Annotated in this window: 9 protein-coding genes, 2 rRNA genes and 1 other RNA gene; all 12 read left to right on the plus strand. The window is 58.7% G+C overall.

Annotation, left to right across the window (positions count from 1 at the left end):
- Positions 1–5: 5 nt before the first annotated feature.
- The 12 genes from smpB to B841_RS03775 all read left to right on the plus strand — a co-directional run bounded on the left by smpB (position 6) and on the right by B841_RS03775 (position 13,912).
- On the plus strand, positions 6–494 hold the full coding sequence (gene smpB / locus B841_RS03725; RefSeq protein ID WP_020934151.1) for an SsrA-binding protein SmpB: 489 nt from the start codon (positions 6–8) through the stop codon (positions 492–494).
- A gap of 1 nt (position 495) precedes the next feature.
- Entirely contained in the window at positions 496–855 is a 360-nt protein-coding gene (locus tag B841_RS03730; RefSeq protein ID WP_020934152.1) for a DUF488 domain-containing protein, read from the plus strand.
- Complete coding sequence (locus B841_RS03735) at positions 852–1,550, plus strand: SDR family oxidoreductase (protein ID WP_020934153.1); 699 nt, start codon at positions 852–854, stop codon at positions 1,548–1,550. Before B841_RS03730 ends, B841_RS03735 begins: the two co-directional genes overlap by 4 nt.
- A gap of 79 nt (positions 1,551–1,629) precedes the next feature.
- Positions 1,630–2,011, plus strand: a transfer-messenger RNA (tmRNA) gene (gene ssrA, locus B841_RS13560).
- Positions 2,012–2,615: 604 nt separating this feature from the next.
- Positions 2,616–3,044, plus strand: a complete 429-nt coding sequence (locus B841_RS03740) for a hypothetical protein (protein WP_020934154.1) — start codon at positions 2,616–2,618, stop codon at positions 3,042–3,044.
- A gap of 257 nt (positions 3,045–3,301) precedes the next feature.
- Positions 3,302–4,297: a siderophore ABC transporter substrate-binding protein gene (locus tag B841_RS03745; RefSeq protein WP_020934155.1), complete on the plus strand. Its 996-nt coding sequence runs from the start codon at positions 3,302–3,304 to the stop codon at positions 4,295–4,297.
- A 205-nt stretch (positions 4,298–4,502) separates the two neighbouring features.
- The gene (locus tag B841_RS03750; protein ID WP_020934156.1) at positions 4,503–5,501 is read left to right on the plus strand and encodes an ABC transporter permease; all 999 of its coding nucleotides are present in this window, start codon (positions 4,503–4,505) and stop codon (positions 5,499–5,501) included.
- Between the two features lie 9 nt (positions 5,502–5,510).
- Positions 5,511–6,557: an iron chelate uptake ABC transporter family permease subunit gene (locus B841_RS03755; protein ID WP_020934157.1), complete on the plus strand. Its 1,047-nt coding sequence runs from the start codon at positions 5,511–5,513 to the stop codon at positions 6,555–6,557.
- Complete coding sequence (locus tag B841_RS03760; protein WP_020934158.1) at positions 6,554–7,309, plus strand: iron ABC transporter ATP-binding protein; 756 nt, start codon at positions 6,554–6,556, stop codon at positions 7,307–7,309. The genes B841_RS03755 and B841_RS03760 overlap by 4 nt, the downstream gene beginning before the upstream one ends.
- Entirely contained in the window at positions 7,309–8,259 is a 951-nt protein-coding gene (locus tag B841_RS03765) for a hypothetical protein (RefSeq protein WP_020934159.1), read from the plus strand. Before B841_RS03760 ends, B841_RS03765 begins: the two co-directional genes overlap by 1 nt.
- Positions 8,260–8,901: 642 nt before the next feature.
- Positions 8,902–10,425, plus strand: a 16S ribosomal RNA gene (locus B841_RS03770).
- Positions 10,426–10,833: 408 nt separating this feature from the next.
- A 23S ribosomal RNA gene (locus tag B841_RS03775) occupies positions 10,834–13,912 on the plus strand.
- The 16S and 23S rRNA genes sit together here, the layout of an rRNA operon.
- Positions 13,913–14,028 lie beyond the last annotated feature (116 nt).

Consider the following 14,028-nt stretch of genomic DNA (forward strand, 5'->3'; position numbering starts at 1 on the left):
TCATTATGGGCAAGAAAAAGAAGAAGCACGGCAGCAATCTCATTGCCAGCAATCGTAAGGCCCGCCACGATTACACCATCCTGGACACCTACGAGGCGGGCATCGTTCTCGTGGGCACCGAAATCAAGTCTCTGCGCGAAGGAAAAGCCTCCCTGGTGGAGGCCTTCGCCACCATTGACAACGGCGAGGTGTGGCTGCGTAACCTGCACATCCCCGAGTACTCCATGGGGTCGTGGACCAACCACTCCCCGCGGCGGCACCGCAAACTGCTGTTGCACCGCGGCGAAATCGACTCGTTGGAGGGCAAGGTCCGCGACGGCAACAAGACCCTGGTGCCGCTGAGCCTGTATCTCAAGGATGGGCGTGTCAAGGTCGAACTCGGCCTGGCGCAGGGCAAGCAGGACTGGGACAAACGCCAATCGATCAAGAGGCGGACCGAAGAGCGTGAGATCGTGCGCGAGATGGGCCGCAAGATCAAGGGAATCAACGCCTGACATGACCGTCTACTGCATCAAAGTCCACGATCTTGTCGACGACCGCGTGCAGGCCGCAGGCCCCGTCGTCCTGATTGACCGCGTCTGGCCCAGGGGCATCAAAAAAGAGGACCTGGGCCACGACGTCTGGCTCAAGGACGCGGCCCCGTCATCAGAGCTGCGGACATGGTTCGGCCACGATCCCGAGAGGTTCGAGGAATTCTCCCGTCGCTACCACGGTGAGCTCGATGGCGGGAGCGAGGACGTGGATAGACTGGTCGCCATGGTCGACGAGGGCGATGTCACCCTGCTGTACGCCGCCGCCGACCGCGACCACAATCACGCCCGCGTTCTCGCAGAATGGCTGAAGGAGACTCCATGAAGACCGCACTGATCACCGGCGCCTCCCGGGGCATCGGACTGGCCGTGGCCGAGGAGCTCGGCCGCGACCACCTCGTCTACGTGGGGTCGACGACGCAGGAGGGCGCACAGCGGGTCGTCGACAAGCTCCCGAATGCGCGTCCTTTCGTCGCCGACCTGACAGATCCGGATGACGTCGCCCGCGCCGTCGAGGCCGCGGGCCTGGATTCCCTGGACTGCGTTTTTCATAGCGCCGGCGTGGTGAGCAGGCAGTCCGTCGCCGACACGAGCCGGCAGGAATGGCGCGATGTCTTCGAGATCAACCTCTTCGCCGTCGCGGAGCTGACCCGGTTGTTGCTGCCGGCCCTACGCGCTGCCCGGGGCACCGTCATCACGGTGAACTCCGGATCCGGCTATCACTCTGGGGCGCAGAACGCGCTCTACTCGGGCTCCAAGTTCGCGTTGCGCGCGTTCACCGACGCGCTGCGGGAAGAGGAGCTGGGAAAAATTCGCGTCACCTCGGTGCATCCGGGACGGGTGGACACGGACATGCAAAAACAGCTGCGGCGGCTCGAAGGCCATGCCGACGACGAGTACGAGGGATGGCGTTGGGTGCGTCCTGAATCCGTCGCCGCCGCGGTGCGCATGGTGGTGGACTTGGGGGAGGACGCCACCGTCAACGAAGTGAGCGTGCGACCTTCCGGATTGAGTGGCTGAGGGGGCTTGCGCAATAAACCCAAGGACGTTATAGTTAATTCTCCTGTGGAGATCACGCACGATCCCGCCACAGGTGTCTGGGGCTGACTTTTGGTTTCGACTTCGGACACTAAGCCAGGGGAAGCGTGCCGGTGAAGGCTGGAGACCACCGTAAGCGTCGCAGCAACTTGATAAGCGCCGAGAAGAACTCTCAGCGTGACTACGCCCTCGCTGCCTAAGTAGCGACCGCGTGTCCGTCAGCCCCGGTTCGTCGCCGGCCGGGATCCTGGCGTCGACTCAGGTGACTTGCCGTCAGGCCGCGTCAGCGGGGCCTGACGGGACTCACACCGCTGACTGGGCTCATCATCCGGGACGAGTTCGCCCGAGCCGGAGAGCCGAGCAGAGATCATGAGCGAACTGCGCACGGAGAAGCCCTGGCGCGGTGCCGAAGGACCCGGGTTCAAATCCCGGCAGCTCCACCGAAGCCCCTCACCTGTTAAACCAGGTGAGGGGCTATTTCTCTTGATGGGAGGGCGTGAGTTCCGGGGCCGTTGCAACAAACCCTAGAATCCACCCCGCGAACGGCCATGAAAAATCCCCGACCCTTGAGGGTCGGGGAACATGGTCGTGTGTCTGGCTAATGGGGGCCGAAGACCTCGACGAGAGGCGTTAAAGGGCCGACAGGATCCAAATCACCAGAGCAATGATCACCAGAATACCGACGATGGTCCAGATGAGTGAGCTTCCACGCATGATGTTCTCCTTAGTTGTTCATTGATCAGTTGCCTGGCTTCAATTTTAGAGAAAAACTTATTGCTTCGGCATCCAACGTTTGGCGGTTTTCTTATGGATCGTTGCTTTAAACCCTCATGAGCAGTGGATTTGTTATAGCCTCGAAGGCGGAATCGATCTGGCGCCGCCCAGTGTGGGGTGCTGTCTGACGTGTCTGGCGGTCGTTTTCCGTCCCAAAAGGATGGTGGGTGAGGGGCTGGCAGGAGCGATTGCGGCTTAACCCCTTGCGGGACGGGTGATCTGTGCTAGGTTGTAGACACGACAACAAATTAACCGTCTATCAGGGGAGCTCACATGTCTTTCATTGCAAACGCGGCACTTCGTGCCATTCCGGGACTGTTCGTCCTTAACTCCGGCATCGGGAAAATCGGCATGCCGGCCGAGGCTTCCGCCGGCATCCAGCAGGCGGCGGCTTCTGGCGTTCCGGCGCTGGCGAAGCTCCCAGCGGACAAGTTTGGCTCCATGCTTGGCTGGGCGGAAACCGCCGTCGGCGCCGCATTGTTGCTGCCCGCCGTTCCGAACCGCGTCGCGGGCGCCGGCCTGGCCACTTTCGGCGCTGGCCTGCTCACCATGTACTTCAACAACGACAACTACACCGAGGAGGACGGCATCCGCCCGTCCGACGAGGGGATTTCGCTGGCCAAGGACTCCTGGCTCGTGGCCATCGGCCTGGGGCTGATGTTCGGCGGCAAGAATAAGAAGCGCAAGGGTGGCAAGAACTAGCTCGACGCTTCGGTGGTCCGGCCCCCTTGTGGGGTCGGATTTTTCTTTCCTAAAATTCTTGTGACTGACATCTCAGGTGCGTCTATAGTGGTTCGTGGGTAACCCTCGACGGGGGAGGGGAAGAGTGACCCTGCCTTTGCTTATGACTTTTTCCAGGGGTAGAAGTTGCGGTCGCGAAAAAGAGCGTTGTACTCTTCTCGACAAGGTAAACCTTACCTAAGTAAGGGATTTGGACATCTACCCCTAAGAAGGATTTCATGGCTAAAGTTCGTCTCTCCGTCATCGCCGGTTTCGCCGCCGCAGGCCTTGCCCTGACCGCCTGCACCAACACTGAAGGTGACGACGCCGCAAGCACCGCAGCTGCTGACGTCGAGACCGTCACCATCGAAGACAACCACGGTACCCAGGAAGTTCCGGTTGACCCGGAAACGGTCGTGTCCCTGGATAACCGCACCTTCGAGGTCCTGGCGGACTGGGGCGTTGAGCTGGAGGCCGCACCGGTCGCGCTCATCCCGGACACCATCGAGGCCTATGCCGGCAACGAGGACATCCTCAACATCGGCAACCACCGTGAGCCGGACCTCGAGCTGATCACCGCCGCCGAGCCGGACTTCATCCTGCAGGGGCAGCGCTTCACCAACTACTACGACGACATCGCCGAGCTGAACCCGGACGCCGCCTACGTCGACCTCAACGTCCGTGACGGAGAGCCGATCGACCAGGAGCTCAAGCGCCAGGTCACCGAGCTGGGCAAGGTCTTCGAGACCGAGGATGAGGCCGAGCAGCTCATCGCCGACTTCGACGCCGCCCTCGAGCGTGCCCAGGAAGCCTACGACTCCTCCAAGACCGTCATGGCCGTCAACGTCTCCGGCGGCGAGATCGGCTACATCGCCCCGGGCGTCGGCCGCATGTACGGACCGCTGTTCGATCTGGTCGGCATGACCCCGTCCCTCGAGGTCGAAGGCTCGTCCTCCAACCACGAGGGCGACGACATCTCCGTCGAGGCCATCGCGCAGTCGAACCCGGACATCCTGCTGGTGATGGACCGCGACGCCGCCGTCCAGAGCGTGGATCAGGAGTCGTACGCCGGCGCTGCCGCGCTCATCAACGAGAACCCGGCCCTGCAGAACGTGACCGCGCTGAATGAAGACGCCGTCTACATCGCCCCGGGTGACACCTACACCAACGAATCGATCATCACCTACACCGAGATCCTCAACGGCATGGCCGACCTGTTCGAGTCCCAGCAGTAGGGCCTTTTCGTCACGTCAGGTGATCTGTGACCATGGCCGTGCCGGAAATTTCGGCGCGGCCATGGTTTTTGTGCGGGAAACCCGGTTTCCGCCGTTAAACTTTTCGACGGGGAACCCTATTGTCTGTTTTCCGGGGACAGGACTAAGGTGTTCCTAAGTTCGATCTTATTTCTGTCGTCGGATTCCCTTAGGTATTAAGAAGAACATGGTCATGGCCGAAACCGCACAGCAGCGTGAGCTGCGTGCCCGCGCCCGAAAGAAAAAAGAGGGCTGGCAACTCCTGGTGGCCACCCTCGCCGTCGCAGCGTTGCTGATGGTGTCGCTCTTCGTCGGTGAGTACAGCCTGTTTTCCCAGGAAGACGGTCGGGAAATGTTCCTGACCACCCGCGTCCCCCGCACCATCGCCCTGGTTCTCGCCGGTGCGGCGATGGCCATGAGCGGACTGGTGATGCAGCTTCTCACCCAAAACCGCTTCGTGGAACCCACCACCACCGGCACCACCGAATGGGCGGGCCTGGGCCTGCTCTTCGTCATGTACTTCGTACCGGCGGCCACGGTGCTGGAGCGCATGGTCGGCGCCGTCGCATTCGCGTTCGTCGGAACCATGGTCTTCTTCGCGGTGATCCGGCGCGTCTCGCTGCGTTCGTCGTTGATCGTGCCGATCATCGGCATCATGCTGGGCGCCGTCGTCGGGGCGGTATCCACGTTCTTCGCCCTCCAGGTGGACATGCTCCAGCAGCTCGGCATCTGGTTCGCAGGTTCGTTCACCTCGGTGTACTCGGGCCAGTACGAGGTTCTCTGGATCGTGCTGCTGGTGTTGGTCGCCGTGGTTTTTTACGCCGACCGCCTCACCGTGGCCGGCCTCGGCGAGGACATCGCCACCAACGTGGGCATCAACTACAACCGCATGCTGCTGATCGGCACGTCACTGGTCGCCGTGGCGACGGGCGTCGTCACCGTGGTGGTCGGCTCCCTGCCGTTCCTCGGGCTGATCGTGCCCAACATCGTCTCCATGTTCCGCGGCGACGACCTGCGCACCAACCTGCCGTGGGTGGCGTTGCTGGGCGTCGCGGTGGTGACCGTGTGTGACTTGATCGGGCGCACCGTCATTTCCCCCTTCGAAATGCCGGTCTCCGTGATCCTCGGCATCGTCGGCGCGGTCGTCTTTATTTTCCTCATCCTCAAGCAAGCGCGGAAGGGGTAGCCGGAGCCAATGACTACCGCTGACACCACGTCCACCGCCGCGACGGTGGACACTTCGCGCCACACCGGCGCTTTCAAATCCCGCACCAGCCGTCGTAAGTACTGGATCCTGATGATCTCGATGCTGGTTCTCGGCGGCCTGAGCGCCTTCGGGTTGCTGGCCTACAACAACCCGATGCCTTTCGGCACGGACCAGTTCTGGCTCATCGCTGAGCGCCGCGCCAACTCGGTCATCGCCATCGCGGTGGTCGCACTCTGCCAAGGCGCGGCGACGGTGGCGTTCCACACCGTGACGAATAACCGGGTGATCACGCCGTCGATCATGGGCTTTGAGTCCCTGTACACGGTGATCCACACCGCCACGGTCTTCCTGTTCGGCGCCGTGGGCCTGGCCGCCGCCCATAACCTGAGCATGTTCGTTTTCCAGCTCATCATCATGGTCAGTCTGAGCCTGGTGCTCTATTCCTGGCTGCTAACCAGCAGGTACGCCAATATTCACGCGATGCTGCTCATCGGCATCGTCATCGGCGGCGGCTTGGGCTCCATCTCGACGTTCATGCAGCGACTGCTGACGCCGAGCGAGTTCGACGTTCTCACGGCGAGGCTCTTCGGCTCCGTCAACAACGCGGACAGTGACTATTACCCGGTGGCGATCCCGCTGTGCCTGATCGCCGCGACACTGCTTTACCTCAACTCCCGCAAGCTCAATGTCCTCAGCCTGGGACGGGACGCGGCCATGGGCCTCGGCGTGAACCACAAGATCAACGCCGTGTACACCTTGGTCCTCATCTCCTTGTTGATGGCGGTGTCGACGGCGCTCGTCGGTCCGATGACCTTCCTCGGTTTCTTGGTGGCCACCCTGGCTTACCTGTTCGCCGACACTTACGATCACCGGTACATCTTCCCGATGGCGGCTGTCATCGGCTTCGCGGTGTTGACCACCGCATACTTCGTGATGAACCACATTTTCTATGCCCAAGGCGTGGTGTCCATCCTCATCGAGGTCGTGGGCGGCACCGTCTTTCTTATCGTCATCCTCAGGAGGGGACGACTGTGATCACACTGACCAACGTCCGCAAGGAATACAACAGCGACGTCGCGATCGGCCCAGTCAACCTGGAGATCCCGGCCGGCGGCATCACCGCGCTCATCGGGCCGAACGGCGCCGGCAAGTCCACGCTGCTGACCATGATCGGGCGACTGCTGACCATGGACTCCGGTGACATCACCATCGCCGAGCATGACATCACCAAGACCAAGTCCAAAGACCTGGCCAAGATCATCTCGGTGCTGCGGCAGGAGAACCACTTCATCACCAAGCTGACCGTCCGTCAGCTGGTGGGCTTCGGCCGATTCCCGTATTCCGGTGGCCGATTGACCAGGCAAGACGAGGAAATCGTCTCCCGGTACATCGATTTTTTCAATCTCGCCGCCCTTGAAGACCGTTACCTGGACCAGCTTTCCGGTGGTCAGCGCCAGCGCGCCTACGTGGCCATGGTGCTCTGTCAGGAGACGGATTACGTCCTGCTCGATGAACCGTTGAACAACCTCGACATTGAACACTCCGTGCAGATGATGCGTCACCTGCGGGACGCCGCCCGTGAATTCGGCCGCACGATCATCGTGGTTTTGCACGACATCAACTTCGCGGCCCGCTACGCGGACTACATCTGCGCCGTCAAAGACGGGCAGATGGTCTCTTTCGGATCTGTCGAAGACATCATGAAGGACGACCTCTTGACCGACATCTTCAACACGAAGATTCAGGTCATTGACGGCCCAGACGGATTGTTGGCCTGTTACCACTAATGCTCGCATGGCTGGATGAGCACCAGGTCGGCGCGTATCTCGGGGCGATCGCGCTCGGCCTGGCCGCCGCACAGATACCGGGGGCGGACGGTCTGTCCGTCCTCGTCACTCCCATCCTCGTGGCGTTGCTGTTCGCGACATTTTTGACGTTGCCGCTGACCACGCTGCGTATCGACGTCCGCTTCACCGCCCTTGTTCTGGGGCTGAACTTCTTGGCGGTCCCTCTGATCGTCGCGGCACTGACCCTGCCGTTGCGCGGAGACCTGACGTTCTTCGTTCCCGTGCTCATCGTTTTACTCAGCCCGTGCGTGGACTACGTCGTTTCTTTCACCGGGCTCGCCGGGGGAGCGCGGAACAAGCTGCTCAGCCTGACGCCGATTCTGCTGCTCGGACAGATGCTTCTCTTACCGGTCTATCTCCGGATGTTTCTGGGGGAGGGGGCGCCGCAGGTCTTGGCTCCGGGGCCTTTCCTCCACGCGCTGGTGTGGATGTTGCTTGCCCCTGTCACCGGAGCCTTTGTGGTGCAACTGTTTGCCGGGCGTTCGGCGCCGGCTCAGAGAGTGGTGCGGCTGGCGGACGAAATCATGGTTCCGCTGATGATGTTGACCCTCTTTACCGTTGTGACGGCTTACGCCGGCCAGGTCGCAGAACACCTTTCCGAGTTGGCGGTGGTGCTGGGGATCTACGTGCTTTTCGCCGTGATCATGAACCTCGTCGGAGTGGGGGCCTCCAAGCTCACGGGCTCCACCTACCGCGATGGTGTGGCCGTCGCCTTCGCCGTCACTACGCGTAACTCGCTTATTATCCTGCCGTTCATCTTGGCGCTGGGTGCGGGCTACGAGATTGCCCCAGTAGTCGTGGTGGCGCAGACATTGGTGGAGTTGTGTGTGATGGTGGTGATGGTGAAAACGTACCCTGATCTGCGGAAACGAACACGGTTGTGGGCGTGATTTGCGTCTGCGGGCATGCTCTGACTAATGTAGATCAAGTCGCCGCGACACAGTGACCGAGAGGTTACGAACACGGAGACAGTGTGAAAACAAAACAAATACGGAAAACAAACACCGAGTTGACACTCCGAGAGTGGCTCTTGTAAAGTAAGTTTTCCAGCCACACAGACTAACGAACACGATCAGCACGATCGGTTCCGCAGGACGTGTGTGCGTGTGTTGTGTGAGAACTCAATAGTGTGCCAATGTACTTTTGTTTAGTGCCACGTGCCGTGCCTTTTTGGTGTGGTGGGTGGTCGTGACGATTGTGTCTGCCCTCACGTCCTGGCCTTGATGGTTGGGGTGTGGTGGTGGTGCCGGGTGATGGGCTCCTCCCAGTGACGGAGTCCTCATCCTTAAAAGCTGGCCTGCGCGTTGATCGTGTGGGTGTTGCTGGTGCCGGCAGAGACAATCTCACATATGAGCTACTTCCTTGATGTGCCCCGTCAAGGGTTAAGGAAGTGGCGTGAGTTTTGTGCTGACATTTTGTCGGTAAAAGTTTTGGATAACGAGTGACGCCACCACGTGTGGTGGTGTGCTGGTTGTTTATGTTGTTTGTTGGGAGTACAGGCTTTTCACGAGCTTGAAATCTTTGACAGATTTTTTGTGGAGAGTTTGATCCTGGCTCAGGATGAACGCTGGCGGCGTGCTTAACACATGCAAGTCGAACGGAAAGGCCCCTGCTTGCAGGGGTACTCGAGTGGCGAACGGGTGAGTAACACGTGGGTGATCTACCCCGCACTTCGGGATAAGCCCGGGAAACTGGGTCTAATACCGGATATTCACGCCCCTTTTGTGTGGGGTGTGGAAAGATTTATCGGTGTGGGATGAGCTTGCGGCCTATCAGCTTGTTGGTGGGGTAATGGCCTACCAAGGCGTCGACGGGTAGCCGGCCTGAGAGGGTGTACGGCCACATTGGGACTGAGATACGGCCCAGACTCCTACGGGAGGCAGCAGTGGGGAATATTGCACAATGGGCGCAAGCCTGATGCAGCGACGCCGCGTGGGGGATGACGGCCTTCGGGTTGTAAACTCCTTTCGCCCACGACGAAGCCCTTCGGGGTGACGGTAGTGGGATAAGAAGCACCGGCTAACTACGTGCCAGCAGCCGCGGTAATACGTAGGGTGCGAGCGTTGTCCGGAATTACTGGGCGTAAAGAGCTCGTAGGTGGTTTGTCGCGTCGTCTGTGAAAGTCCAGCGCTTAACGCTGGGATTGCAGGCGATACGGGCTTACTTGAGTGCTGTAGGGGAGACTGGAATTCCTGGTGTAGCGGTGAAATGCGCAGATATCAGGAGGAACACCAATGGCGAAGGCAGGTCTCTGGGCAGTCACTGACACTGAGGAGCGAAAGCATGGGTAGCCAACAGGATTAGATACCCTGGTAGTCCATGCCGTAAACGGTGGGCGCTAGGTGTGGGGACCTTCCACGGTTCCTGCGCCGTAGCTAACGCATTAAGCGCCCCGCCTGGGGAGTACGGCCGCAAGGCTAAAACTCAAAGGAATTGACGGGGGCCCGCACAAGCGGCGGAGCATGTGGATTAATTCGATGCAACGCGAAGAACCTTACCTGGGCTTGACATACACCGGACCGGGCTAGAGATAGTCCTTCCCTTGTGGCTGGTGTACAGGTGGTGCATGGTTGTCGTCAGCTCGTGTCGTGAGATGTTGGGTTAAGTCCCGTAACGAGCGCAACCCTTGTCTTATGTTGCCAGCACGTTGTGGTGGGGACTCATGAGAGACTGCCGGGGTTAACTCGGAGGAAGGTGGGGATGACGTCAAATCATCATGCCCCTTATGTCCAGGGCTTCACACATGCTACAATGGTCGGTACAACAGGTCGCGATACCGCAAGGTGGAGCTAATCCTTAAAGCCGGCCTTAGTTCGGATTGGGGTCTGCAACTCGACCCCATGAAGTCGGAGTCGCTAGTAATCGTAGATCAGCAACGCTGCGGTGAATACGTTCCCGGGCCTTGTACACACCGCCCGTCACGTCATGAAAGTTGGTAACACCCGAAGCCGGTGGCCCAACCCTTGTGGGGGGAGCCGTCGAAGGTGGGATCGGCAATTGGGACGAAGTCGTAACAAGGTAGCCGTACCGGAAGGTGCGGCTGGATCACCTCCTTTCTAAGGAGATTTTATTGTCAGTCACCCGCGGCAGTAGCCGTGGTGTGCGCCTGGTGGTTGAGACGCCGTATGTGTGTCTGCCACCGTAGTATGGAGTGGAACACCGCCTGTCGCACAAGAATGTGCGTCGGGGTCATGGTCGTCACGAAGCAAAAGCGCTGCCCCTATGGTGGGTGGTGGTTGGCACACTGTTGGGTGTCTGGGACAACATGGTCCTGGGTAAACCGTTCACATCGTCATGATCTGTGCTCGTTCGGGCTGGGTTGTGGTGGGTGGGGGTTGTGTTGTGTGAGAACTGTATAGTGGACGCGAGCATCGTACACACCATCAAAGGTGGTGTGTGTGATTTCTTTATTGTTTGTGATTTTGTACGTGTAAGACCACAGGCAACACCTTTGGGTGTTGTTGTGTGTGTTTTTTAAGGGCGTACGGTGGATGCCTTGGCATACTGAGCCGATGAAGGACGTGTGAGGCTGCGTTATGCCTCGGGGAGTTGCCAACAAAGCGTTGATCCGAGGATGTCCGAATGGGGAAACCCCATCACCGTTATGGGTGGTGACCGTCATCTGAATTCATAGGGTGTGCGGGGGTGACGCGGGGAAGTGAAACATCTCAGTACCCGCAGGAAGAGAAAATAACAATGATTCTGCTAGTAGCGGCGAGCGAACGTGGAGGATGGCTAAACCGTGTGTGCGTGATACCCGGCAGGGGTTGTGCATGCGGTGTTGTGGGCTCGCAACATATCCTGGTCTGCCGGCTGGGAGCATAGACGCGTGTGGTTAGTGGAAGTGCCTTGGAATGGGCTACCGAAGTGGGTGAGAGTCCCGTACATGAAGGCCATGTGTGCTGTGTTGTTGTGGTGCCCGAGTAGCAACGGGCTCGTGAAATCTGTTGTGAATCTGCCGGGACCACCCGGTAAGCCTGAATACTCAGTATGACCGATAGCGGATAGTACCGTGAGGGAATGGTGAAAAGTACCCCGGGAGGGGAGTGAAATAGTTCCTGAAACCGTGCGCTTACAAGCCGTCAGAGCACTTCTTATGTGTGATGGCGTGCCTTTGGAAGAATGAGCCTGCGAGTCAGCGGCATGTCGCGAGGTTAACCCGTGTGGGGTAGTCGTAGCGAAAGCGAATACTAACGAGTGTGTTTAGTGGCATGTCCTGGACCCGAAGCGGGGTGATCTACCCATGGCCAGTGTGAAGCGATGGTAAGACGTCGTGGAGGCGCGAACCCACTTAGGTTGAAAACTGAGGGGATGAGTTGTGGGTAGGGGTGAAAGGCCAATCAAACTCCGTGATAGCTGGTTCTCCCCGAAATGCATTTAGGTGCAGCGTCGTGTGTTTCTTCCCGGAGGTAGAGCTACTGGTTGGTTGAGCGGGACTACAATCTTAGCAATGTCAGCCAAACTCCGAATGCCGGTGAAGGTATAAGCACGGCAGTGAGACTGTGGGGGATAAGCTTCATAGTCGAGAGGGAAACAGCCCAGATCGCCGGCTAAGGCCCCTAAGGGTGTACTAAGTGGAAAAGGATGTGTGATCGCGAAGACAGCCAGGAGGTTGGCTTAGAAGCAGCCACCCTTGAAAGAGTGCGTAATAGCTCACTGGTCGAGTGGTTGTGCGCCGACAATGTAGTGGGGCTCAAGTACACCGCCGAAGCCGCGGCAATATCCCTTGGGGATATTGGGTAGGGGAGCGTCGTGCATGGGGTGAAGCCATACCGTAAGGGGTGGTGGACTGTGTGCGAGTGAGAATGCAGGCATGAGTAACGAGAGTAAGGTGAGAATCCTTACCGCCGGATGACTAAGGGTTCCTGGGTCAAGTTCGTCTTCCCAGGGTGAGTCGGGGCCTAAGGCGAGGCCGACAGGCGTAGTCGATGGATAACGGGTTGATATTCCCGTACCCGTGTGTATGCGCCCAGTGGTGAATCAGTGATACTAACCACCCACAACCCATTGTCTGGGCCTTCGGGTCTGGTGATGGTGCGTGCGTGGGGCCTGAACTGGTAGTAGCCAAGTGATGGGGTGACGCAGTGGGGTAGCCGTGCCACTTATTGGATTGTGGTGTAAGCGTGTAGGACGAGGTATAGGCAAATCCGTACCTCATATGTCTGAGACGTGATGCGCAGCCCTTATTAGGGTGATGTCGGTGATCCCGTGCTGTCGAGAAAAGCCTCTAGCGATGTATGCACATGGCCCGTACCCGAAACCAACACAGGTAGTCAGGTAGAAAATACTAAGGCGGTCGGGTGAACTGTGGTTAAGGAACTCGGCAAAATGCCCCCGTAACTTCGGGAGAAGGGGGGCCCAACACGGTGAACACCTTTACGGTGGGAGCTGTGGTGGGTCGCAGAGAATAGAGGGAAGCGACTGTTTATCAAAAACACAGGTCCGTGCGAAAACGATTAAGTTGAGGTATACGGACTGACGCCTGCCCGGTGCTGGAAGGTTAAGAGGACCAGTTAGGGGACGTAAGTCCTCGAAGCTGAGAATTTAAGCCCCAGTAAACGGCGGTGGTAACTATAACCATCCTAAGGTAGCGAAATTCCTTGTCGGGTAAGTTCCGACCTGCACGAATGGCGTAACGACTTCCCTGCTGTCTCAACCACAGACCCGGTGAAATTGCAGTACGAGTAAAGATGCTCGTTTCGCGCGGCAGGACGAAAAGACCCCGGGACCTTCACTATAGCTTGGTATTGGTGTTCGGTTCGGCTTGTGTAGGATAGGTGGGAGACTATGAGACAGCCACGCCAGTGGTTGTGGAGTCGTTGTTGAAATACCACTCTGGTCGGATTGAATGTCTCAACCTTGGCCCATGATCTGGGTCGGGGACAGTGCCTGGTGGGTAGTTTAACTGGGGCGGTTGCCTCCTAAATGGTAACGGAGGCGCCCAAAGGTTTCCTCAGCCTGGTTGGTAATCAGGTGGTGAGTGTAAGTGCACAAGGAAGCTTGACTGTGAGAGTGACAGCTCGAGCAGGGACGAAAGTCGGGACTAGTGATCCGGCACCAACGTGTGGATGTGGTGTCGCTCAACGGATAAAAGGTACCCCGGGGATAACAGGCTGATCTTCCCCAAGAGTTCATATCGACGGGATGGTTTGGCACCTCGATGTCGGCTCGTCGCATCCTGGGGCTGGAGTAGGTCCCAAGGGTTGGGCTGTTCGCCCATTAAAGCGGCACGCGAGCTGGGTTCAGAACGTCGTGAGACAGTTCGGTCTCTATCCGCCGCGCGCGTGGAAACTTGAAGAAGGCTGTCCCTAGTACGAGAGGACCGGGACGGACGTACCTCTGGTGTGCCAGTTGTTCCGCCAGGAGCAGGGCTGGTTGGCTACGTACGGACGGGATAACCGCTGAAAGCATCTAAGCGGGAAGCCTATTTTGAGATGAGGTTTCTGTTGAGGTTCCCTAAAGATGATGGGGTTGATAGGCCAGATCTGGAAGCACAGTAATGTGCGGAGGTGACTGGTACTAATTTACCGACTAACACACACCGTGTGTGATCGTTTTGCCGCACAAACAACAACGATATGAGAAACATAACTCGCGTCTACTATGCAGTGTCTGACACGACACCACCCCCAGTGGGGATGGTTGCCCAGGACACACAC

It is taken from the genome of Corynebacterium maris DSM 45190, from assembly GCF_000442645.1.
In the GTDB taxonomy this organism is placed as follows: Bacteria; Actinomycetota; Actinomycetes; order Mycobacteriales; family Mycobacteriaceae; genus Corynebacterium; species Corynebacterium maris.

Excerpts from the sequence above, each read along its gene's own strand:
- B841_RS03765 (WP_020934159.1), top strand. The coding sequence starts at position 7,309 with ATGCTCGCATGGCTGGATGAGCACCAGGTCGGCGCGTATCTCGGGGCG.
- B841_RS03740 (WP_020934154.1), top strand. The coding sequence starts at position 2,616 with ATGTCTTTCATTGCAAACGCGGCACTTCGTGCCATTCCGGGACTGTTC.
- B841_RS03735 (WP_020934153.1), top strand. The coding sequence starts at position 852 with ATGAAGACCGCACTGATCACCGGCGCCTCCCGGGGCATCGGACTGGCC.
- B841_RS03730 (WP_020934152.1), top strand. The coding sequence starts at position 496 with ATGACCGTCTACTGCATCAAAGTCCACGATCTTGTCGACGACCGCGTG.
- smpB (WP_020934151.1), top strand. The coding sequence starts at position 6 with ATGGGCAAGAAAAAGAAGAAGCACGGCAGCAATCTCATTGCCAGCAAT.
- B841_RS03750 (WP_020934156.1), top strand. The coding sequence starts at position 4,503 with ATGGTCATGGCCGAAACCGCACAGCAGCGTGAGCTGCGTGCCCGCGCC.
- B841_RS03755 (WP_020934157.1), top strand. The coding sequence starts at position 5,511 with ATGACTACCGCTGACACCACGTCCACCGCCGCGACGGTGGACACTTCG.
- B841_RS03745 (WP_020934155.1), top strand. The coding sequence starts at position 3,302 with ATGGCTAAAGTTCGTCTCTCCGTCATCGCCGGTTTCGCCGCCGCAGGC.